The organism is Gilliamella sp. BG1 (genome assembly GCF_046635625.1).
Lineage (GTDB): Bacteria > Pseudomonadota > Gammaproteobacteria > Enterobacterales > Orbaceae > Gilliamella > Gilliamella bombi.
The window spans coordinates 93,559-115,354 of record NZ_JBIDFG010000005.1 but is presented as its reverse complement, the minus strand read 5'-3'; the positions used below and the strand labels follow the sequence as shown (position 1 = coordinate 115,354).

Sequence of the window (21,796 nt, the reverse complement as noted above, 5' to 3'; positions counted from 1 at the left end):
TTATCTTTAAACAACCATTAAATCCATTTTGCTTTATCATTCGTTTATGAGCTGGTAAATGATATATTTCCTCATCATTACTTATGAATGATGAGGAAATATTTATTTTTTATAACTTATTTATTATCTAAGATTCTATTGACTTTTATTAGATAATTACGTGACTCTTGCGAAACGTGAGAAGTGACAAGTTTTCGATAAACCTGTTGTGGTGTCATTGAGTTTATGATGTTGATAGCTTCATTGCGATCGTTAGAAAACGTACGCAACACACTTCCTACTCCTCCATTATAAGATGTGATCACGGCGTATCTTAACGAAATTGGGTTATTAATGCCTGCTAAGTATTTCGTTTTTAATAAAGATAAATAAGCTGTACCTATATCAACATTATTACGCGGATCGAGTAAGAATTTTCGACTTGGTTCACCCGATTTGCCTTGTAATTTGAAAATATCACGCCCAGCGGTGTGTTGTTGTACTTGCATTAGTCCAAGCGCATCAGTACGGCTGACAGCATATGGGTTAAATGCAGATTCAACTTCCATAATGGCTAAGATCAAGCGTTCATCAATAAAATAACGATTAGAAGCTTCAGCTACTATTGGTAAGAATTTTCTGGCACGTTGATTTATGTGGTTAGGAACAAGTTTAATTTCAACATAAGTAATTTTATAAGAACCAGACCAGCGAGTTTTTATATTATTGCTAAGCAGATAATCAGCAAAACTATTGGCTCTGCCACTCCAACGAATCGGTTGATGCTCTTGATCTAATACCTGATTGTATAGAAATGGTTCTTGAGATAAGTCTTGACTGATTTTGTCATGTCGTATAATGTCAACTGGCTCTGACATAAGTAATGTCGAAACTATCGCTTCTTTTAGGTTTTCTATTGGTGATTCTGCCATCGTTTCAATAGTAATCACACCAGAAACAAAGTTAATATGGACACGCGTTTTTAAATTATCTTCATATTGAACATAATCTTTAGGCCCTGCAATAAGGACTTCTTTCGGACCCCAAATTTCTTCAATGTTATTAGCATATTGACTAATTAAGATATTAAAAGCATTAGTATCTTTAACATAATTGTTTTCATTTTTTTTTGAATTCGTACTAGGACAACCTGTTAGAAGAGTTACAGAAATAATTAACGCGATGATTTTTTTATTTTTTTTCATTTTACATCTCAATTTTGCGGTTTATATCCATCAATAACAACTTCTTCGCCTTCAAATAGAAATTTGATCATTTCAGCTTCAATTTTTTTTCGGTGTTCTAGATTCATCATATTGAGTTTATGTTCGTTAATGAGCATTGTTTGTTTTTTGAGCCATTCTTGCCATGCCTGTTTGGATATTTCGTTAAAAATACGTTTTCCAATCTCCCCTGGATAAAGTTGAAAATCTAATCCCTCTGCTTCTTTTTTTAAATAATGGCAATAAACGACACGGCTCATTTTTATCTCTTTTAAGTACACTTAACGAATAGTGGCTAATTATACCTGAAAATAATTATAGATAAGAAGAAAATTATTATATTAATTTTAAATTGAATTCACCTTTAATGAGTGAATATTAATTTAAAATATTTGAATAATTATTTACTTTACACCGCAATTAGTTTGATTAAAATGATAGGAACTAGTTAATAAAATAAATAAGGATTAAACAATGCAGCCAAAAATCACACGTGAACTTTTTGATAAAGTTATTTTACCTATTTATGCACCAGCAAAATTTATCCCCGTAAAGGGTAAAGGGAGTCGTGTTTGGGATCAAAATGGTGAAGAATATATTGATTTTGCAGGTGGCATCGCTGTAAATGCGCTTGGGCATTGTCATCCAAGATTAGTTAAAGCATTACATGAACAAAGTGAAAAGTTATGGCATGTAAGTAATGTTTTTACTAATGAGCCGGCTTTAAATCTTGCTCAAAAACTTATCGATAATACGTTTGCTGAACGTGTTTTTTTTGCAAATTCTGGTGCCGAAGCTAATGAAGCTGCGTTTAAATTAGCTCGTCATTACGCAATACATAAATACAATCCTTATAAGACTAAAATTATTGCTTTTTATCAATCTTTTCATGGGCGTACATTTTTTACCGTCTCTGTTGGTGGTCAGGCTAAGTATTCGGATGGTTTTGGTCCAAAACCAGCTGATATTATTCATGTTCCTTTTAATGATCTTGATGCAGTTAAAGCCGTAATGGATGATCATACTTGTGCGGTTGTACTAGAGCCTGTGCAAGGTGAAGGTGGATTAACTTCAGCCACACCCGAATTTTTACAAGGTTTGCGTGAGCTATGTGATGAATATAAAGCGTTACTGGTGTTCGATGAAGTGCAATGTGGAATGGGTCGAACAGGCAGTTTATTTACTTATCAACAATATGATGTAAAGCCAGATATTTTAACCTCAGCTAAAGCACTGGGCGGTGGATTTCCTATTAGTGCTATGTTAACAACAGACGAAATTGCTTCAGTTATGCATCCCGGTGTACATGGTACAACTTATGGTGGTAACCCTTTAGCTTGTGCTGTGGGTTGCGAGGCTTTTGATATTATTAATTCTCCTGAAATACTTGAAGGTGTGCAAAAACGACGTGCTGTATTTATTGAGCAATTAGAAAAAATTAATGATAAATTTAAATTATTCCGAGAGTATCGTGGGAAAGGGTTGTTGTTAGGTGCAGAGTTACAACCAAAATTTCACAATAAAGCTCGTGATTTTTTGAACGTAGCAACTGAATTTAAAGTAATGATTTTAAATGCTGGATCTAATGTTTTGCGCTTTACCCCATCACTAATTATTTCTGAAGATGAAATTAAAGAAGGTATGACTCGATTTGCGAAAGCTGTGGAAAAAGTTGTCAATTCTTAAGTTTTTCTATACAGTAACGGCATTTTAGTCAATTAAATGCCGTTGCATTTAAAGGATACTTATTTATGACCAATATTCACCCATTAAATTATGCTAAAACTCATTTTATTTTGAGTGCACCTGATATTTCTCATCTACCTGTTGATAGTGGTGTTGAAATTGCTTTTGCTGGTCGTTCTAACGCTGGTAAATCAAGCGCACTTAATACATTAACCAATCAAAAAGGGCTTGCTAGAACGAGTAAAACGCCAGGTCGAACCCAACTTATTAATCTTTTCGAAGTTGAAGAAAATTGCCGTTTAGTAGATTTACCCGGTTATGGCTATGCTCAAGTGCCAGAGGCGATAAAGCGTAAATGGCAAAAAGCATTAGGCGAATATCTGCAAAAACGTGAAAGTTTAAAAGGTTTGGTTGTATTGATGGATATTAGACATCCGTTAAAAGATTTAGATCAACAGATGATTGAGTGGGCGGTTTCTGTTGATATCCCTATTATGTTACTGCTTACTAAAGCTGATAAATTAGCTTCTGGCGCTCAAAAAAAACAAGTTAATATGGTGAAAGAAGCCATTTTACCTTTTCAAGGAGATATTACTGTTGCTCCTTTTTCATCACCTAAGCGTATTGGACTTGAAGCTCTAAAACAAAAATTAGATGAATGGTTTAGTTTGCAATAAAGGATCATTCAATGAATAGTTCAACATTTTCGTTTCAATCTTTATCACCAGATTTAATTATTGATAGCCTATCTTCAATAGGATTGAGTATAGATTCTGGTTTGACTGTGTTAAATAGTTATGAAAATCGTGTTTATCAATTTCAAGATGAAGATCATAAACGTTATGTGGTTAAGTTTTATCGACCAAATCGTTGGGATCGTCAGCAAATTCTTGAAGAACATCAGTTTACTAAGCAATTAGCTGATGCTGAGGTTCCCGTTATTACGCCATTAACATTTAATAATACGACACTACACGAATATCAAGGTTATCTGTTTACGTTGTTTGCTAGTGTTGTAGGACGACAATATGAGATGGATAATATCGAGCAAATGGAATCTGTGGGTATGTTGCTTGGTCGTATCCATCAAATTGGTGCTAAGCAGACATTTTTACATCGTCCAACTATTGGATTAGAAGAGTATCTTTATCGGCCACAAGATATCTTGCTATCTAGCGCTTATATTTCTAAGAAAGTTCAAACTGACCTTAAAGATATTTTAGCCCAGTTAATAAAAACTGTTGAACAGCATTGGCATAACGATTGGCAGCCTATTCGATTACATGCCGATTGCCATGCGGGTAATATCTTATGGCGCGATAATGCAATGTTTGTTGATTTTGATGATTCTCGTAATGGCCCTGCAATTCAAGATCTGTGGATGTTACTGCATGGTGATCGTCAACAGCAACGTTTACAGTTGGATTTATTGATTGAAATGTATCAGGAGTTTTGTGAGTTTGATCATCATCAATTAAAGCTTATCGAACCTTTAAGAGCGATGAGAATGGTTCATCATTTAGCATGGATTTTAGAGCGTTGGCAAGATCCTGCTTTTCCTATCGCCTTTCCATGGATTACTGATGAGGATTTTTGGCGTCAACAATTAGCTGAGTTTAATAAGCAAATTGATGCAATTAAAGCTCCTGCAATACAGTTAATGCCAATGATGTGAATATAAAGCGTATTAATTGAGTAGTTTTAATAATTCGTTTAAATTAGGTTGGTTTGTGACTAACTTCTCTTTTTTTTGTTTAGAAAGCTGTTTTATTCGGTACTCAAGCCTAAGTGCCATCGATCTGTCACCGATGTAGATTTGGTACACGATAGTCAAATCTTTTTGCCCCTTTAGATGCTTTGCACCTTTGTTGGTTTGATGTTGGTGAAGCCTTCTTTCCACATTTGTTGTAATACCAGTATAGAGTGATTTTTTTGCTGTTCTAATAATATATAAAAACCATTCGGATGCGCTATTAGACATAACTAACCAATAATATAAATTCAATTATTTAACCATAATATCATTTTAATGGCATAGCAAATATTCATCACTTTTTAATTAATACTATTCATACTACTAGTTAAACGTTACTGTTTCATTTACTTTAACGCAGATAATGTTTAAGATAAGTCAATTTTTTTGATGTATTCTGGGATAATAAAATTTGAATAACTTTGCAAAAATTATTGAAGTTCAACGTGGCGATATGAAGTTCGCCTATGTGCAAAATGACAAAATCAATTATTTAGAACTTTTTGACCAATTTTTGGCAGAAGAAGGACATCATGAATTACTCGATCCTAGCGATAAATTAGAGCGATATACTTATTTAATCGATCATGATGAATCAAAATTTATTTTTAAAATTGATGGCGGTGTTGAGCACCGTTTAGAGCGTCGTTTAATCGCCAAAATTACAGGCGACTTTTATTTCAATTTAATTCGTAAACTCGCCAAAATATCACTTGATAATGCCGATATTGCTTATGAACTGTATTTGGTTGCTTTCGATCAAAAAACTAAACGCCATTATATGATTTTTAACTTTATCGAAGGGCGCTCTTTAAAGTGGGAAGAAATGAAAGAGTATGGCGAGCAAGTTAAAAACTGTATTGAAAAACTGCACAGTTATAATTTAGTATCTAATGATATTCATGGCGGAAATTTTATCTTAACGCCTGAAGGAAAAATCAAGGCCATCGATTTAACGAACTCAGGATTTATTTGGCTAACTAAAGCCAATGACGCAATCGAGTTGAAAGAACGCTTTGATATCAAAATCAAGGTTCCTTTTTTTGCAATGGCAATTAAAAAGTTTACTCATGGGTTTAAACGATTGTCTCGGAAGATCCGAGGGAAAGAAGATTAATTATTCTACCATTGTGAGAGTTTGTTGATCCTGTAAAGATTCGAGTGATTATTATTCAGTATAATCGTAATTTTTTAATTAGTGATATCGTGAATTAGTTTCGTTATCACGTATATCACTAAAAAATATCTCGATTAGTTAGAGGAAATTGACGAGCTTAAAAGCCATTTAACTTGTATCTGACATAAAATACATTTATTATAACTAGAGTAAAAACCTCTTTATTATCACAGAATTTAATATTCTGAAAAAGTATGTATTTTTTATTAATAATCTATAATAGAAATAAAAAATGTTTAAGTGGGTAGCTACCTTTTAGGCCATGCCTACTTTAGTATGCCCACCACCATTGGTATGGTAATTTTGACTTTTTTCTTTATGTCTATGATCCATTTCGGCGCACTTGATTTATAACGATGAATAAGGAAATATCATGAAAACACTAGATCCCAGCATTTACCCTTGGATTGACGCAGCAAAACAGGCGGTTAAACGAGAAAAAATCAAGTTTTGCCACTACTTCAGCTCAATTAAAGAAACAGGCGACCAAGCCGCTTATGATGCCGCTTATCCTCTCTATATAAAGGCTCTACAAGATTTATATGAAGTTGGAATTATCCCCCCAAGTACAGCAGATATAGACGAACTCAAAGCCATTGCGGCTGGTAATTTTCACCCGAAATTTAATGAAGTATTTCCTGATGTAGTATTTTCAGAAGATGATTGACTATTTATTTTATGGCTAATAAATTTATTCTTCCCAAAGATAAGCATGACAGAATTTTCGAGAATGCAATCAAAAATGAATATCTGAGATTTGTTAAACCTTCAAATAACCCTGAAGTAATTTTACTCGGCAGGCAGGTCGGCTCAGGCAAATCAACAGTAAGAAATGAATACGCCAAAAACAATTTCTTGGTTATTGATACCGATGCTTATAAATAAACTAATTTTACATGGTTATTTCATCTAGTGATAAACTAAAGCTTGGAACAAAAACGTCTAAGAAGTAATTCATTTCAGGGCTGTTACGTTCAGATAAAGTCTTTTTTAAACGTTGTTCTGCTAATTTAAACTCATTATTGCCCGCACTGAGCTCTTCAATCGTTTTAAGGTAAGCGCATAATGCATCAGCTTGTTTTACAATACTTTTCTCGGTTTCGTCATAAAAATCATCATCAATTAATTTTCTAAAATCATCTTGTAATTCTTTAGGAAGCATATTGATAAGTTTATGCTGTGCTATTTTTTCAATCTTTTTATATTCAACCGTTATTTGTGGATTGTAATACTTTGTTGGTGTTGGTATATCGCCTGTTATTACTTCTGAAACGTCGTGGTACATTGCCAGCAATGCAATTCTTTCTGGATTAACATTTCCATTAAATTTCTTGTTTTTAATTATTGCTAAGGCATGTGCAACAAAAGCAACCTGTAAACTATGCTCTGATACATTTTCAGTTCTTACATTACGCATTAAAGGCCAACGATTAATTAGTTTTAATCGGGATAAATGAGCAAAAAAATGACTGTTATTCATATTACTATCTCTTTAATATAAAATAAAAACGCTCCTATTAAAAACAGGAGCGTCTATAATATAAAATGTTACTTATTATTTTACGCGAGAATAAGCTGTTGGGTACCCAATGCAAGTGGTACAGTTTGCTCTTCTGTAAATGTGATATATTCCCATGCATTTTGTTTTGCTAGCAATGCTTGCAATAATTGATTATTCAATGCATGACCTGATTTATAACAAACAACTTCACCAATCATATTGTGACCGCTCATATATAAATCACCGATAGTATCAAGCATTTTGTGACGCACAAACTCATCTTCAAAACGCAAACCATCTTCATTTAGCACTTTATAATCATCAACAACAATTGCACAATCTAAACTACCACCTAGGCATAAACCTTTAGATTGTAATGCTTCAATATCACGCATAAAACCAAATGTTCTAGCACGGCTGATTTGACGAATAAACGATTCAGACGAAAAATCTAGTTGATAACGTTGTGAACTATTGTCGATAGCCGGATGTTGAAAATCAATAGTGAAATCCAGTTTAAAGCCACTATAAGGCCTTACTTCAGCCCATTTATCACCATTTTCAACTCGAACTGTTTCTTTTACACACAAAAACTTTTTAAGTGCGTTTTGTTCAGCAATACCAGCATCAAGCAATAAATAAACAAATGGACTTGCACTACCATCCATAATTGGTATTTCAGGGGCATTAACTTCAATAATAATATTATCAATGCCTAGCCCTGCTAATGCAGCATTAATATGCTCAACAGTAGAAATACGAACATTATCTTCATTTATCAAACAAGTACAAAGCATTGTATCACGCACAGATTTTGCATCCACAGGGAAATCTACATATGGATTTAAATCAGTACGACGGTAAATTATACCTGTATTTTCAGGCGCAGGACGTAATGTCAAGGTAACTTTTTTGCCAGTATGTAAACCAACACCAGTTGCTTGAATAGTCTTTTTTAATGTTCTTTGTTTCACTTTGCACCTACTTTTTTATTTGTTCTTACCGATTTTGACAATAAAAAATCAAATAAGTTCAACTTTACTTTAATTTGCTTGCTTCCGTATGAAAGCAGGAATATCTAAAATCTCACGATTATCAAGAGGAGAAGCTATTGGCTCATTAACAACCTTAGCTAATTTATCTTCTTGTTGTCCTAAAGGACTACTTCGGCTAAATAGCTCATTGTGTGAAACTGGTTCAGGCATTTTAACTTCTGGACGTTTATCCATACCAATACCAGTTGCAACCACTGTTACTCGAATTTCATCAGATATATCTGGATCAAAAGTTGAACCAACAACAACCGTAGCATTATCAGAAGCAAATGCTTTAACTGTGTTACCGACTGTTTCAAATTCTTCTAAACCAATATCAAATCCAGATGTTACGTTAACTAATACGCCTCGAGCTCCAGATAAATCAATATCTTCAAGTAATGGGCTAGAAATTGCCATTTCTGCGGCTTCTTCAGCTCGATTATCACCACTAGCTCGACCAGACCCCATCATAGCATATCCCATTTCAGACATCACTGTTCTAACATCAGCAAAATCGACATTGATAAGACCAGGTTTAGTAATCAGCTCAGCGATCCCTTGTACTGCACCCTTTAAAACACCATTAGCTGCAGCAAAAGCATCAAGTAATTTAACACCACGACCTAATACTTTTAATAATTTATCATTCGGAATAGTAATTAGTGAATCAACATGTTTTGCCAACTCAGAAATACCTTGCTCAGCAAAAGCCATACGCTTTTTACCTTCAAAACCAAAAGGTTTAGTAACAACTGCAACTGTTAGAATTCCTAATTCTTTTGCTATTTCTGCAACAACAGGAGCTGCACCCGTTCCAGTGCCACCACCCATTCCTGCTGCGATAAAAACCATGTCAGCTCCTTCGATAGCACTACGAATGACATCTCGATCTTCCTCAGCTGAATTTCTACCGACTTCTGGATTAGCACCTGCACCAAGCCCTTTAGTAACATTAGTCCCGATTTGGATAGTTTGACCTACCTTAATTCTTTTTAAGGCTTGCGCATCTGTATTTGCTGCAAAAAATTCAACGCCTTCAATATGTTCAGCAATCATATGCTCGACAGCATTACCGCCGCCACCACCTACACCAATAACTTTAATGACTGCTGCTGGTTCATCATCTGCAACCATAGGTTCAAACATAACTTATCTCCAAATTTACGATCTGCGAACATTGTACAGATAATCATCTACAATGTCCACGAAGTTCTTGAAATATATTAGCTAAAATTCTTTTTTAAACCATCCGGTTAATCGTTTAGCTATCCCTTTTAATGATGATTTATTATTATCTTTTCCATCATCATTTAATAAACTTTGTTTTCCATAATGCAATAACCCTATAGCTGTTGAACAATAAGGTTTTTGAACATAGTCGGTTAATCCAGATATATTTAATGGCTGACCAATACGCACTTGATTTTGAAAAATTTTTTCAGCGCACTCTACCATTCCTTTTATTTGCGACGCACCACCAGTTAAAACAATACCTGCTGCTAATTGATATTTGATATTCTGTTTTTTAAGTTCTTCTTGTAATACAAGTAACTCTTTTTGTACCAACGAAAGAAGTTCTGAATAGCGCGGTTCAATTACATCTGCAAGCGTTTGTCGTTGCAATGAACGTGATGGTCTTCCACCTACGCTTGGAACATCAATAACCTCATCTTTACCAATTAATGAGCCTACAGCGCATCCATAACGAATCTTAATATTTTCAGCATCCATTGGCGGAGCGCCAAATGCATATGCGATATCGCTAGTAACAACATTCCCAGCATAAGGGATTACAACTGAATGACGTAACGCACCTCCTGTATAGACCGTTACATCCATTGTACCGCCGCCCATATCAATTACGCAAACACCAAGTTCTTTTTCATCATCCGTTAAAACTGCATAGCTAGAGGCCAATCCAGAAAAAATAAGTTGATCCACTTTCAAACCGCAACGTTCTACTGCTTTCACAATATTTCTAGCCATATCATTGTGACAAGTAATTAAGTGAACTTTGGCTTTCATTCTTACTCCAGATAAGCCAATAGGATTTTTAATACCTTCTTGCAAATCGATAGAATATTCTTGTGCAATGACATGCAAAATACGGTGCTCATCTAAAATTCTGACTGATTTTGCTGTATGAACAACATTGTCAACATCTTCTGCGGTTACTTCTTCATCCTCTATTGGCACCATGCCTATCTCATTTTGACAACGAATATGTTTACCTGAAAGGCTTAAATATACTGAAGATATTTGACAATCAGCCATTAATTCAGCTTGGTCAACCGCTCTTTGGATTGATTTTACGACAGACTCAAGATCGTTCACACCACCTTTATCAACCCCTTTTGATGGACAATGCCCTACACCGATGATGTTAACAATACCATCGGGAAGAACTTCACCAACAAGAGCAAGTACTTTGGATGTACCAACCTCTAATCCAACAACCAATTTTTTTTCTGTTGCTTTCATACTTCAGCCTTAATTTATTCCTTACTGCACCATTTTTTCTCTTTGCACTGAAATGCCATTTTCATAACGTAAATCAGCGACCATTATTTTTTCATTTTCTGGCATTCTTGACTGAATTTCCGGAAATAACTTGATAAATTGCTGATATCTTTGTTCAATATTTTCACTACCTAATAGTAATTTTATTTCCTGATTTTCTTGGCAAAAACCTGATACACACTGTTTTACCGTCAATTGCCACGCGTTACGTTCATCAGTTATTGCTGTTTTAATATGTAATGCCAACTGATTATTAGCTAATTTTTTAGAAAGATTCTCTAATTTATAATAAGTTTCTAACGCCAATTTTGCTTTACCCTCTGGACCATATAACTTTGGTAGTTTTAAGTTGCTTATACGGTCAAGTGGTACACTAAATACATTGCCACTTTTATCAAGTAAAAATAAGTCATTCCAATAAAGCACTGGCTTATATTCTTCCACATAGACAATTAACCTATCTGGCCACTGTTTACGTACACTGGTTTGCTTCACCCACGGAAATCGCATTACTTCTTGTTGAATATCATTAACATCTTGTCCTATATAGGTATTAGGCAACCCTAGTCCTAAAATAGCTTCCCGAAGATCATCCTCAGTTGTATAGGTATGCTCTCCACTCAATGTTAATTGAGACAATACCATTTGTTCGGGATCATCCATCCAATTTTTAAAACTTTGAACGACCCAAATACTAATACAAATAATCGCAATAAAGAACAAAAATCCTATTAATTGCTCTGTATTACGAAAAATAAGCAGCTTTCTTTTGTTTTTATCGTCCCTTCTATGCGCTGCTTGCCGAACTTGTTTCATAAAATAAGGCCAATTATAAAGTTGCCAAATTCAAAATTTTAGCAACAAGCTCATTAAATGACCATCCATGTTCTTTTGCCGCCATTGGTACCAAACTATGGTCTGTCATACCTGGAGCGGTATTAACTTCAAGTAAAAAAGGTTTTTGATTAGCATTAAACATGATATCAACTCTTCCCCACCCTCGACATCCTACTGCTTTATAAGCATCTAACGCTAATTTACGAATTTCTTGTTCTTGTTCATCAGATAAACCGCTTGGACAAAAATACTGAGTGGTATCAGATAAATATTTCGCATCATAATCATAAAATTTAGTTGCGGGTTTAATATGGATTGAAGGTAAGACCTCGTCACCAACAATTGCTACCGTAAATTCTGGACCTGCTAAAAATGACTCAACCATCACTACACTATCATATTTGAAAGCTGCGCTAATAGCTGCTTCCAATTCAGATGCTTCATTAACTCTAGCCATTCCCACACTTGATCCTTCATGACTTGGTTTAACAAACAACGGTAAACCAAGCTGTTTAACTATAGCACCAGTATCAATTGATTGTGATTTTTCAACCATAACATATTCAGCAACAGGTAAATTGAGTGATTTCCACACTAACTTAGTTTTCAGTTTATCCATTGTTAAGGCTGATGATAAAACATCACTACCGGTATAAGGAATATTTTGATAAGTCAAAATCGCTTGAACAATACCATCTTCCCCACCACGTCCGTGTAAAATAATAAAAGCTTTTGTATAACCTTCTTCTTTTAAATTAGTAATAGAATGATATTTAGTATCAATAAGATGCGCATCGATACCATTTGCCAACAATCCTGCATGTACAGCCTTACCTGACTTAAGTGACACTTCCCGTTCAGCTGAAGTACCACCATACAATACAGCAACTTTATCTACCATTTTATAAAACCTCTTCTGATGATAATTTAGTTTTGGCTAATTGGCGTGCTATACGACCAACACTACCTGCACCTTGTGTAATTAATAAATCACCACTTTGTAAAACTTCTTGCATTATTTCGGGTAGCAAATCTAAATCCGAAACATAAATTGGGTCAACTTTGCCACGATTGCGGATAGAACGGCATAACGAACGGCTATCTGCACCCGCAATAGGTTGCTCTCCTGCGGAATAGACATCTAACATAACAAGTGCATCGACTTGAGAAAGCACTTGTGCGAAATCGTCAAATAAATCCCGAGTACGCGTGTATCGATGTGGTTGGAATAACATAACCAATCTTCGTTCAGGCCAGCCGTTTCTTGCTGCTTGAATTGTTGCATTAACCTCGCTAGGATGATGACCATAATCATCAACCATCATTATATCGCCACCATCAACATGCGGGAATATACCTAATAAATCAAAACGCCGACTAGTACCAGCAAATTTAGCTAATGCATTTATAATTGATTCATCATCAATACCATCTTCTGTTGCTGCAATTATCGCAGCCGCCGAGTTTAAAGCATTATGTTTACCAGGTGCATTTAACTCAATCTGCAAAGCCTTGCGATCAGGACGACAAACCGTGTAATAGCTTACACCTCGTTCTTGACGATAATTTTTAATGACAACATCAGCTTCTTCGCTAAATCCATAAGTGATAATTTTACGTCCCACAATCGGTAGTAATTCTCGATTAATAGGATCGTCGTAGCACATAATAGCTAAACCATAAAATGGAAGGTTATGTAAAAATGAAATAAATGTTTGTTTTAGATTATCAACACTACCTTGATAAGTGTCCATATGGTCAGGCTCTATATTTGTTACAATAGATACCATCGGTTGCAAATGAAGAAATGAAGCATCACTTTCATCAGCCTCAGCAATAAAATAACGGCTACTACCTAATTGAGCATGTGTTCCTGCCGCCTTAACTAAACCACCATTAACAAAAGTTGGATCGAGTTTCGCCTCAGCATAAATAGAGGTAACCATAGCGGTAGTTGTAGTTTTACCATGAGTACCAGCAATTGCTATACCATATCGAAAGCGCATTAATTCAGCTAACATTTCAGCACGTTGAATAACAGGTATACGTGCCGCACGAGCGGCAATTACTTCAATGTTATCTTGCGAAATAGCTGAGGATATAACAACAACGCTAGAATTAATTACATTTTCAGCCGCATGGCCAATAACAATTTTTGCCCCTAATGTTTCTAGATGTTGAGTAACCGCATTTTCAGCAATATCTGATCCACTAATTTGGTATCCTTCATTAGCGAGAACTTCAGCAATTCCCCCCATACCAGCACCACCAATACCCACAAAGTGAATATGTTTAACTCGCTTCATTTCAGGAATAATTGCTCTTAACTTCGCTAATTCCTTTGTATTCACTATTTAACTCCTACATTATTTTACAGTTCACAGTACATATCATCATTGAGCATATCTATCATCGTTATTTTTTATTGCTCAAATGAATCATTGACTCAAACATATATCTAACCTGAAACATTTTGACAAAAATATTACATAAATTTATGTCAGAAAAGTATTATTTTATCACCGAATAAAGGGCTTCTGCTACTTTTTCTGTGGAATTCACAATAGATAAACTTTTAGCTTTTATTGCCATTTCAATTAATTTGTCACGGTTCAAATTACATAACAAATTGGATAGCGATTCAACACTGAAATCAGGTTGTTCTATAATACTAGCAGCACCTATATCTGCTAGTGATTTTGCATTCCAAAATTGCTGACGATCTTTATGCATAAATGGAATAAAAATAGCACCAATACCAACTATTTCAATTTCACTGACGGTTAATGCTCCGCTACGACAAATTACAATATCTGCCCAATTGTATGCATCTGCAACATCTTGGATAAATTCAGTCACTTTGTTATTGGTCATATCGCAATTTTGGTATGACTGAATTACGGAATTCAACATTCCTTTACCTGTTTGATGCCATACTATATATTTATCGGATAATTTTGTTATCACTTTAGGCACAATATCATTAATAACTTTAGCTCCTTGGCTGCCTCCCATGACTAATACTCTAATTGGCCCATCACGATCTTTAAATCTTTCTTCAGGTTTTGCTACAGTTAAAAGATCACTACGAACAGGATTGCCAACTACTTCAGCCTTAGGAAAAGCAGTAGGGAATGCTTGTAAAACTTTAACCGCTATCTTAGCTAGATATTTGTTGGTTAAACCTGCTATACCATTTTGTTCATGTACTACAACCGGTATGCCAAGTGTTTTTGCTGCTATTCCCCCTGGGCCTGAAACATATCCTCCCATACCTAGAACAACATCAGGGCGATAAGTTTTTAAAATTTTTCTAGCTTGTAAAACTGCTTTTAAAATTTTATAAGGTGCTTTTAATAATGCCATAACACCTTTGCCTCGTAGCCCTGATATTTCGATAAAATCAATATCAATACCATTTTCAGGAACTAAGTGTGCTTCCATTCGATCGGCAGTTCCTAACCATCTTACCTGCCAGCCTTGCTTCATTAAATATTGCGCCACAGCAATACCTGGAAAAACATGCCCCCCAGTTCCTCCTGCCATAACTAATAATTTTTTCATTATTTTATTAACCTTATTCTTGCTTGGGCTTGTTGTTGTCTAAATTCAAAATCAATTCGGAGTAATATTGCTGTTGCAATACTCATCACAATAAGACTTGATCCACCATAACTAATAAATGGTAGTGTTAATCCTTTAGTAGGCAACATTCCAGATGTAACACCCACATTTACAAATGTTTGAAAACCAAACCATATCCCAATTTCACAAGCTAAATAACCAGAGAACAATGAACTTTCATTCAGTGCTCGATAACCAATTGCAAGCGCCTTAAATGTTAGAAAGAAAAGTAATGACAATAAAGCAACTACGCCTATATATCCATACTCTTCTGATATAATTGAGAAAATGAAATCAGTATGACATTCTGGCAAATAACCTAATTTCAGTACAGAATTTCCCATACCTTGTCCAGTAACGCCTCCATTACCAATTGCCATTAATGAGGCAACTAATTGATAACCTGAACCTGTAGCATCTTGCCAAGGGTCAAGAAAGGTTAACAGTCGTGTTAAGCGGTAAGACTCATATAAAATCAAACAAATTACTGCGCCAACTCCCGTTAGCAAAATAGCAATAAATTGCCACAATTGCGCACCTGCAATAAATAAAATGCCAATAGTGACCATAAATAAAACAATAACAGTACCTAAATCTGGTTGTTTAAGTAACAAAATAGAAAGTATAGTCATAACAACCATTGGTTTAAAAAACCCCCAAAAGCCACTTTGTACTTCTTCAGATTTACGTGATAAATAACCAGCTAAGAATAAAAATAGCGCTAATTTTGAAAGTTCTGCAGGTTGAAAATTGAATACTCCTAGAGGTATCCAACGAGATGCTCCATTAATCGAAGAACCAATACCTAACACAACGATTAACATAATAATAGCAATAATAAGTAAAACAGAAGCAAACTGTTGCCAACGTTGCATTGGAATATAAAACGTAATAAACATTAAAAATAATGATAGTCCTAACTGAATAAGTTCTCGTTGTGTATAAAAGAAAGGATCGCTTTCATTAAATGCCATTGAAGAAGATGTCACCATGATCAAACCGAAGATCATTAAACCTAACACAGTCCAAAGTAGCTGGTTGTCAAATGGTATGTGGGGATTAACCTGTTTTTTTAACCAAAAGAGTGTCATTTTGTACTCCTTTGAGTATATTGTTCAGCAAGTTGTGCAAACTGTTTTCCGCGTTCAATATAATTCTTAAACTGATCTAAGCTTGCGCATGCTGGAGAAAGCAAGACCACATCATTTGGTTCAACTTTTTGAGCAATAACTTGCATTGCATCTGACAATGTTTCAGTTACAGTTGTTATATGAGGTGCTAGCTTAGCAAGGATAAAACGATCACGCCCAAAACAAAAAATTTCTAGATTTCTGTTTTCAAAAAAAGGAATCAATGGCGAAAAATCCGCTGATTTTCCATCCCCACCTAATAATAAAAATAATTTCCCTTTGCAAACTACGCTATTTAATGCTGCTTCTGTACTACCTACATTAGTTGCTTTGGAATCATTAATCCACTTCACACCATTTTTTTCCAACACTAACTCAAAACGATGTGCTAGACCATGAAATGAAATAATTGTTGCTATACTTGATTCCCGTGAAATTTTCAGTTTATCAACTATAGCTAAAGCCGCTAACGCATTAAGATAATTATGGCATCCCGCCAGTTTCATTATTTTAGTCGCTACTACTGGCTGCTCTTGTGCAATCAAATGTTCAAAGTGGAAATCCAAATGATAATCCCCTTTATTTACACCAAATGAAACGCAGTTTTTTTGTTGGTCAGTCGGAATGGTTAACTTATCATCATGGTTAATTACACAATACTTGGCATTATGATAAATACGTTGCTTGGCCTCAACATATTGCATTAATCCAAGAGGATAACGATCCATATGATCTTCTGAAATATTTAAGATTGTTGCAACTGTAGCTTTTAAACTCTGAGTTGTTTCTAGCTGAAAGCTAGACAGTTCAAGAACATATACATCGTAATGTTGATTCAATAACGATAATGCTGGCTGCCCAATATTACCACCAATAGCGACTTTAATACCTGCCGACTTAATAATTTCACCAACTAATGTTGTTACTGTAGTTTTACCATTTGCACCTGTAATGGCTACAATTTGTTTACTGTTTTGTTGATTCAATTCACGGCAAAATAGTTCAATATCGCCAATAATTTCAATACCTTTTTTAGCTGCCTGTTGTAGTTCAGGTGTTGATAAAGCAATTCCTGGACTGACTATTATTAAATCAGCATCAAGCAACCAATCAACATTTAATTCCCCTAAATGGCAAGCAACACGTTTGTCTAATTGTTCCATCCCTGATGGCGACTTACGAGTATCAATAACTTTAGGTATAACATTTTGAGCAAGAAAATAGTCTACACAAGAAAGTCCTGTGACACCTAAACCAATAATAACGACATTTTTTCCTTGATAGCTAACCATGATTTGATCCTAATATCTTTTATTAACGTAATTTCAAAGTTAATAAACCTATTACAACTAACATCAATGAAATTATCCAAAACCGCACAATAACACGCGGTTCTGGCCAACCCTTTAATTCATAGTGATGATGAATTGGTGCCATACGGAAAATTCTTTTACCTCGTAATTTAAATGATCCTACTTGTAAAATTACGGATAAAGTTTCAATAACAAAAATTCCCCCCATAATCAGTAATAAAAATTCTTGTCGTAATAAAACAGCAATAATTCCAAACACGCCACCTAAAGCTAGCGATCCAACATCTCCCATAAAAACCATCGCCGGATATGTGTTAAACCATAAAAAACCAAGTCCAGCTCCAATAATTGCAGTACAAACAATCATCAACTCTCCGCTGAATTTAATATAAGGAATATTCAAATAAGCAGCAAAATTGACATTCCCTGTAGCCCATGCTACAAGCGTAAAACCAGCGGCTACAAAAACAGTTGGCATAATTGCTAATCCATCAAGTCCATCTGTTAAATTAACGGCATTACCAGCCCCAACTATAACTACATAAGTTAATAAAATAAACCATAGTCCCAATTGAGGCATCACATCTTTAAAAAATGGCACAACAAGTACTGTTACCGTGCTATCTTTACCATAAACATAAAGACCAAAAGCAACAATTAATGCAATAACCGATTGCCAAAAGTATTTCCATCTAGCAATTAATCCAGCACTATTTTTACGAATTACTTTTAAATAATCATCAGCAAAGCCAACAATGCCATAACCAATTAAAACAAACAAAGTTACCCAAACATAAGGATTGCGTAAATCTGCCCATAGCAATACCGATAAGGAAATTGAGGCTAAAATTAGCGTCCCCCCCATAGTCGGTGTTCCTTTTTTACTTAAATGAGACTCAGGCCCATCATGGCGAATGACTTGACCAATCTGTAATTTTTGCAGCCAGTCAATGACTTTTTGCCCCAAAAATAATGAAATTGCTAGCGAGGTTAATAAACCTAAAATAGCTCTTACTGTTAAATAAGAGATAACATTAAAAAAGGTAAAATGTTTAACTAAATATTCCGATATCCAAAGCAACATAATCTTAATCCTGACTCATTTTGAGTTGTTCAATTTGAATTTTTTCGATAACTTCTTCCATTTTTGCACTACGCGAACCTTTAACTAACATTGTTAAATTTGGTTGTTGGCGTAACAGCATTAATAGATAATTCACTGCATCTTGTTTATTATTGAAATGGTGACCCACACCACTAAACTGGCTAATAAATTGACTTAATTTGCCTACACTTACTACACAATCAATTTTTTCATCATGAGCAAGCTCACCTATTTGGCAATGATATTTTTCAGCTTCTGGCCCTAGCTCACCCATATCACCGACAACTAAAATCCGATAACCGGGCTGTTTTGCCAAAACTTTGACAGCCGCTGACATCGATCCAACATTAGCATTATAAGTATCATCCCAAATTAATTGGGTTTGATTTAATTTTATTGGAAATAACCGGCCTTTTACAGGCGTTAAAGAGGCTAAGCCATGTTGAATCTGATTCAAAGTCGCTCCGACAGAAAGTGCTAAAGCTGATGCCGCGATCGCATTTGAAATATTATGTTTCCCAACTAGCGATAACATAATCTCACATTCACCTTTAGGTGTATGTAATGTAAATGTTGTATTTTTTTCGTGTTGAATATTACTAGCATAAAATTGAGCAGAAGGGTTCGTTAACGAAAAAGTCCAAACTGTTTTGTTTACTAACTGAGTAAACCATTTATCAGAACAACTATCTAAATTAATAATAGCAATACCACCATCAAGCAATCCTTGAAAGATTTCGCCTTTAGCTTTTGCTACACCTTCAAGTGTTCCAAAACCTTCTATATGTGCTTCTGCAATATTATTGATTAAAGCGCTTTGTGGTTTGACAATATTCGTAGTATAGGCTATTTCACCGATATGATTAGCGCCTAATTCTATAACTGCAAACTGGTCTTGTTTAGTTAAACGTAACAGTGTTAATGGCACCCCAATATCATTATTGAAATTGCCTTGTGTATAAAGGGTCTGTCCACAGTGTAGTAATATTGCCGCAGTCATTTCTTTAACTGACGTTTTACCTGATGAACCTGTAAGTGCAACAATTTTAGCTGTACTTTGCTGCCGGATAAAATTAGCGATTACCCCTAAAGCCAAGCGAGTATCCTTAACAACAATCTGTGGTATGGTCTTATCAAGTTTATGATCGACGATCACGGCTATAGCACCATCTTTAATAGATTGTTCAGCAAAAGCATGTCCATCAAAATTATTTCCAACAAGTGCGATGAATAGCGATTGTTTTATTATTTTTCGTGAATCAGTGCAAATTGTATCAATCACAGCACTTTCGTCTTGAATGTAATAAGATTCACCATTAACTATTTTTTTTATTTGCTCAATTTCTAATGGAATCATGATTGATTCTCTACTCCTAGAAGTTTTTTCACTGTTTCTTGATCTGAATAGTGATATTTGGTATTACCAATTATTTGATAGTCCTCATGCCCTTTACCTGCAATTAAAATGACATCATTAGGCTTAGCCTGCTTTAATGTTTGCGTAATAGCCTGCACTCTATTGGTAATTATGAGTACATTATCAGTGTGATGTAAACCTTGTTGAATATCATGAATAATCTTCATTTCATCTTCAGTGCGTGGATTATCATTAGTTAAAACAATTTTATCGGCAAATTGTTCTGCGATTTCAGCCATTAAAGGTCTTTTTCCAGTATCCCTATCGCCACCACATCCAAAAATCACCCATAAAGAACCTTTACAATGAATTCGACTAGCTTGCAAAGCTTTCTGTAACGCATCTGGAGTATGTGCATAATCAACAATAACCGTTGGGCTATTTTTTACATGTAAAACCTCCATTCGCCCACAGATTGGAGTCAAAAAAGAAGCCATATTAACAACAGCAAAAAATGGGTAGTTCAATGTTAAAAGTGTAGCTATGGCTAATAACAAATTAGAAACATTAAATTCACCTAGCAATCGGCTAATAATAATGGCATTTCCCCAACTTGATTCCATATGAATTTGGGCACCTTTATCATGATATTCGATCATTGATACACCAACATAAGGTATATTTAACGCCTTGAGTCGACGTAATGATTTTGTTTGACATGATACAGCTGTCACTTGTGGAAGTTTTTCAATCCATCTTTTACCATATTTGTCATCATAATTAATAATTGATTTACCCGCAGCTAAAACTTGTTTGTCTTTTTCATCAGGACTAAATAACGACCATTTTGCTTTTGCATATCTACTCATTGTCTTATGATAATCTAGATGATCTCGACTTAAATTGGTAAATACAGTAGCAGCGCAATTTAGCCCTTTAACCCGGTCCATAGCAAGCCCATGTGAAGAAATTTCCATCGTTACAACTTTGACCTGTTTCTCTACAAATTCGGCTAATAAGGTTTGCACATCTACTGCTGATAACGTTGTATTAACTGATGGCTCAAGTTCATTATAAATTCCATTACCAATAGTTCCCATTAATGCTGTTTTTTCATTCAATAATGTTAAACATTGGGCAATAAGCTGACTAACAGTTGTTTTCCCATTGGTTCCTGTCACACCAATAACAGATAATTTTTTTGATGGAGAATGATAAAACTCATTAGCAATCAAGGATAGACGCTGTGAAAGTTGGAAAACACTAATTTGTGGAATTATCGATTTATTTTCATGCCTAATATAGTCAATTTTTAAGTCATTTGATTTTCTACTTGCTTCTACTAAGATAACAACTGCACCCATTGAAATAGCTTGTGGAATAAATGATTGACCATCAACTGTATGACCTTTGATAGCGATAAACACATCGTTTTTTCCTACTTTGCGACTATCTATACGCAAATGATTAAGTGGAAAATCATCTAATTTTAAATTACATCTTCCACCTAATAATTCCAATAATGTTTTAAACGAGTTTGTTGCTAGCATTTTC

Annotated in this window: 22 protein-coding genes; 6 read left to right on the top strand and 16 right to left on the bottom strand. The window is 34.9% G+C overall.

From position 1 onward, the window contains the following. Positions 1–116: 116 nt before the first annotated feature. Both mltC and ACGH80_RS03645 read right to left on the bottom strand, forming a co-directional pair. Positions 117–1,184, bottom strand: coding sequence for a membrane-bound lytic murein transglycosylase MltC (gene mltC, locus ACGH80_RS03650; protein WP_034914627.1), 1,068 nt, complete (start codon positions 1,182–1,184; stop codon positions 117–119). Positions 1,185–1,192: 8 nt separating this feature from the next. Continuing rightward, positions 1,193–1,462: an oxidative damage protection protein gene (locus tag ACGH80_RS03645; RefSeq protein ID WP_034914624.1), complete on the bottom strand. Its 270-nt coding sequence runs from the start codon at positions 1,460–1,462 to the stop codon at positions 1,193–1,195. Between the two features lie 214 nt (positions 1,463–1,676). On the opposite strand from ACGH80_RS03645, the gene ACGH80_RS03640 reads away from it, so the two are divergent. The 3 genes from ACGH80_RS03640 (at position 1,677) to ACGH80_RS03630 (ending at position 4,563) form a co-directional block, all read left to right on the top strand. Next, entirely contained in the window at positions 1,677–2,888 is a 1,212-nt protein-coding gene (locus ACGH80_RS03640; RefSeq protein ID WP_174798728.1) for an aspartate aminotransferase family protein, read from the top strand. Between the two features lie 65 nt (positions 2,889–2,953). After that, positions 2,954–3,565, top strand: coding sequence for a ribosome biogenesis GTP-binding protein YihA/YsxC (yihA, locus tag ACGH80_RS03635; protein ID WP_065590380.1), 612 nt, complete (start codon positions 2,954–2,956; stop codon positions 3,563–3,565). 11 nt (positions 3,566–3,576) lie between these two features. Further along, positions 3,577–4,563: a serine/threonine protein kinase gene (locus ACGH80_RS03630; protein WP_174798729.1), complete on the top strand. Its 987-nt coding sequence runs from the start codon at positions 3,577–3,579 to the stop codon at positions 4,561–4,563. Between the two features lie 12 nt (positions 4,564–4,575). Here ACGH80_RS03630 and ACGH80_RS03625 read toward each other — a convergent pair whose 3' ends face one another. Further along, entirely contained in the window at positions 4,576–4,869 is a 294-nt protein-coding gene (locus tag ACGH80_RS03625; RefSeq protein ID WP_065574493.1) for a GIY-YIG nuclease family protein, read from the bottom strand. A gap of 184 nt (positions 4,870–5,053) precedes the next feature. Here ACGH80_RS03625 and ACGH80_RS03620 point away from each other — a divergent pair, with 184 nt between their 5' ends. The 3 genes from ACGH80_RS03620 to ACGH80_RS03610 all read left to right on the top strand — a co-directional run bounded on the left by ACGH80_RS03620 (position 5,054) and on the right by ACGH80_RS03610 (position 6,703). Continuing rightward, positions 5,054–5,758 carry a lipopolysaccharide core heptose(II) kinase RfaY gene (locus ACGH80_RS03620; RefSeq protein WP_411630548.1) on the top strand — a complete coding sequence of 235 codons (705 nt, stop codon included), beginning with the start codon at positions 5,054–5,056 and terminating at the stop codon, positions 5,756–5,758. Positions 5,759–6,191: 433 nt separating this feature from the next. After that, positions 6,192–6,485, top strand: a complete 294-nt coding sequence (locus tag ACGH80_RS03615) for a hypothetical protein (RefSeq protein ID WP_085164917.1) — start codon at positions 6,192–6,194, stop codon at positions 6,483–6,485. Beyond that, positions 6,482–6,703: a zeta toxin family protein gene (locus ACGH80_RS03610; protein ID WP_174798730.1), complete on the top strand. Its 222-nt coding sequence runs from the start codon at positions 6,482–6,484 to the stop codon at positions 6,701–6,703. The genes ACGH80_RS03615 and ACGH80_RS03610 overlap by 4 nt, the downstream gene beginning before the upstream one ends. A gap of 7 nt (positions 6,704–6,710) precedes the next feature. On the opposite strand, the gene yfbR is transcribed toward ACGH80_RS03610, so the two are convergent. The 13 genes from yfbR to murE all read right to left on the bottom strand — a co-directional run bounded on the left by yfbR (position 6,711) and on the right by murE (position 21,792). Then, entirely contained in the window at positions 6,711–7,298 is a 588-nt protein-coding gene (gene yfbR / locus ACGH80_RS03605; RefSeq protein ID WP_411630547.1) for a 5'-deoxynucleotidase, read from the bottom strand. Between the two features lie 80 nt (positions 7,299–7,378). After that, entirely contained in the window at positions 7,379–8,293 is a 915-nt protein-coding gene (gene lpxC / locus ACGH80_RS03600; protein WP_174798732.1) for a UDP-3-O-acyl-N-acetylglucosamine deacetylase, read from the bottom strand. Positions 8,294–8,362: 69 nt separating this feature from the next. Next, positions 8,363–9,502 carry a cell division protein FtsZ gene (gene ftsZ / locus ACGH80_RS03595; protein ID WP_411630546.1) on the bottom strand — a complete coding sequence of 380 codons (1,140 nt, stop codon included), beginning with the start codon at positions 9,500–9,502 and terminating at the stop codon, positions 8,363–8,365. Between the two features lie 81 nt (positions 9,503–9,583). Next, on the bottom strand, positions 9,584–10,837 hold the full coding sequence (gene ftsA / locus ACGH80_RS03590; protein ID WP_174798734.1) for a cell division protein FtsA: 1,254 nt from the start codon (positions 10,835–10,837) through the stop codon (positions 9,584–9,586). 21 nt (positions 10,838–10,858) lie between these two features. After that, positions 10,859–11,692 (bottom strand): FtsQ-type POTRA domain-containing protein, encoded by an 834-nt coding sequence (locus ACGH80_RS03585; RefSeq protein ID WP_174798735.1) that lies wholly within the window; start codon positions 11,690–11,692, stop codon positions 10,859–10,861. 13 nt (positions 11,693–11,705) lie between these two features. Continuing rightward, entirely contained in the window at positions 11,706–12,614 is a 909-nt protein-coding gene (locus tag ACGH80_RS03580) for a D-alanine--D-alanine ligase (protein ID WP_174798736.1), read from the bottom strand. A gap of 1 nt (position 12,615) precedes the next feature. Then, a complete protein-coding gene (gene murC / locus ACGH80_RS03575; protein WP_174798737.1) occupies positions 12,616–14,064 on the bottom strand; it encodes a UDP-N-acetylmuramate--L-alanine ligase in 1,449 nt (482 codons plus the stop codon). Positions 14,065–14,224: 160 nt separating this feature from the next. Beyond that, positions 14,225–15,277, bottom strand: coding sequence for an undecaprenyldiphospho-muramoylpentapeptide beta-N-acetylglucosaminyltransferase (gene murG, locus ACGH80_RS03570; protein WP_065590392.1), 1,053 nt, complete (start codon positions 15,275–15,277; stop codon positions 14,225–14,227). Next, a complete protein-coding gene (gene ftsW / locus ACGH80_RS03565) occupies positions 15,277–16,428 on the bottom strand; it encodes a cell division protein FtsW (RefSeq protein ID WP_081298061.1) in 1,152 nt (383 codons plus the stop codon). Before ftsW ends, murG begins: the two co-directional genes overlap by 1 nt. After that, positions 16,425–17,759: a UDP-N-acetylmuramoyl-L-alanine--D-glutamate ligase gene (murD, locus tag ACGH80_RS03560; protein WP_065590393.1), complete on the bottom strand. Its 1,335-nt coding sequence runs from the start codon at positions 17,757–17,759 to the stop codon at positions 16,425–16,427. The genes ftsW and murD overlap by 4 nt, the downstream gene beginning before the upstream one ends. Positions 17,760–17,781: 22 nt before the next feature. After that, a complete protein-coding gene (gene mraY, locus ACGH80_RS03555) occupies positions 17,782–18,864 on the bottom strand; it encodes a phospho-N-acetylmuramoyl-pentapeptide-transferase (protein WP_065560405.1) in 1,083 nt (360 codons plus the stop codon). A gap of 4 nt (positions 18,865–18,868) precedes the next feature. Beyond that, positions 18,869–20,242 (bottom strand): UDP-N-acetylmuramoyl-tripeptide--D-alanyl-D-alanine ligase, encoded by a 1,374-nt coding sequence (murF, locus tag ACGH80_RS03550; RefSeq protein ID WP_174798738.1) that lies wholly within the window; start codon positions 20,240–20,242, stop codon positions 18,869–18,871. Further along, entirely contained in the window at positions 20,239–21,792 is a 1,554-nt protein-coding gene (gene murE / locus ACGH80_RS03545) for a UDP-N-acetylmuramoyl-L-alanyl-D-glutamate--2,6-diaminopimelate ligase (protein ID WP_411630545.1), read from the bottom strand. Before murE ends, murF begins: the two co-directional genes overlap by 4 nt. Positions 21,793–21,796 lie beyond the last annotated feature (4 nt).

Excerpts from the sequence above, each read along its gene's own strand:
- ACGH80_RS03630 (WP_174798729.1), top strand. The coding sequence starts at position 3,577 with ATGAATAGTTCAACATTTTCGTTTCAATCTTTATCACCAGATTTAATT.
- ACGH80_RS03580 (WP_174798736.1), bottom strand. The coding sequence starts at position 12,614 with ATGGTAGATAAAGTTGCTGTATTGTATGGTGGTACTTCAGCTGAACGG.
- yihA (WP_065590380.1), top strand. The coding sequence starts at position 2,954 with ATGACCAATATTCACCCATTAAATTATGCTAAAACTCATTTTATTTTG.
- ftsA (WP_174798734.1), bottom strand. The coding sequence starts at position 10,837 with ATGAAAGCAACAGAAAAAAAATTGGTTGTTGGATTAGAGGTTGGTACA.
- yfbR (WP_411630547.1), bottom strand. The coding sequence starts at position 7,298 with ATGAATAACAGTCATTTTTTTGCTCATTTATCCCGATTAAAACTAATT.
- murE (WP_411630545.1), bottom strand. The coding sequence starts at position 21,792 with ATGCTAGCAACAAACTCGTTTAAAACATTATTGGAATTATTAGGTGGA.
- ftsZ (WP_411630546.1), bottom strand. The coding sequence starts at position 9,502 with ATGTTTGAACCTATGGTTGCAGATGATGAACCAGCAGCAGTCATTAAA.
- ACGH80_RS03645 (WP_034914624.1), bottom strand. The coding sequence starts at position 1,462 with ATGAGCCGTGTCGTTTATTGCCATTATTTAAAAAAAGAAGCAGAGGGA.
- murD (WP_065590393.1), bottom strand. The coding sequence starts at position 17,759 with ATGGTTAGCTATCAAGGAAAAAATGTCGTTATTATTGGTTTAGGTGTC.
- murF (WP_174798738.1), bottom strand. The coding sequence starts at position 20,242 with ATGATTCCATTAGAAATTGAGCAAATAAAAAAAATAGTTAATGGTGAA.
- ACGH80_RS03615 (WP_085164917.1), top strand. The coding sequence starts at position 6,192 with ATGAAAACACTAGATCCCAGCATTTACCCTTGGATTGACGCAGCAAAA.
- ACGH80_RS03625 (WP_065574493.1), bottom strand. The coding sequence starts at position 4,869 with ATGTCTAATAGCGCATCCGAATGGTTTTTATATATTATTAGAACAGCA.
- murG (WP_065590392.1), bottom strand. The coding sequence starts at position 15,277 with ATGAAAAAATTATTAGTTATGGCAGGAGGAACTGGGGGGCATGTTTTT.
- mraY (WP_065560405.1), bottom strand. The coding sequence starts at position 18,864 with ATGTTGCTTTGGATATCGGAATATTTAGTTAAACATTTTACCTTTTTT.
- ACGH80_RS03640 (WP_174798728.1), top strand. The coding sequence starts at position 1,677 with ATGCAGCCAAAAATCACACGTGAACTTTTTGATAAAGTTATTTTACCT.
- ACGH80_RS03585 (WP_174798735.1), bottom strand. The coding sequence starts at position 11,692 with ATGAAACAAGTTCGGCAAGCAGCGCATAGAAGGGACGATAAAAACAAA.
- ftsW (WP_081298061.1), bottom strand. The coding sequence starts at position 16,428 with ATGACACTCTTTTGGTTAAAAAAACAGGTTAATCCCCACATACCATTT.
- mltC (WP_034914627.1), bottom strand. The coding sequence starts at position 1,184 with ATGAAAAAAAATAAAAAAATCATCGCGTTAATTATTTCTGTAACTCTT.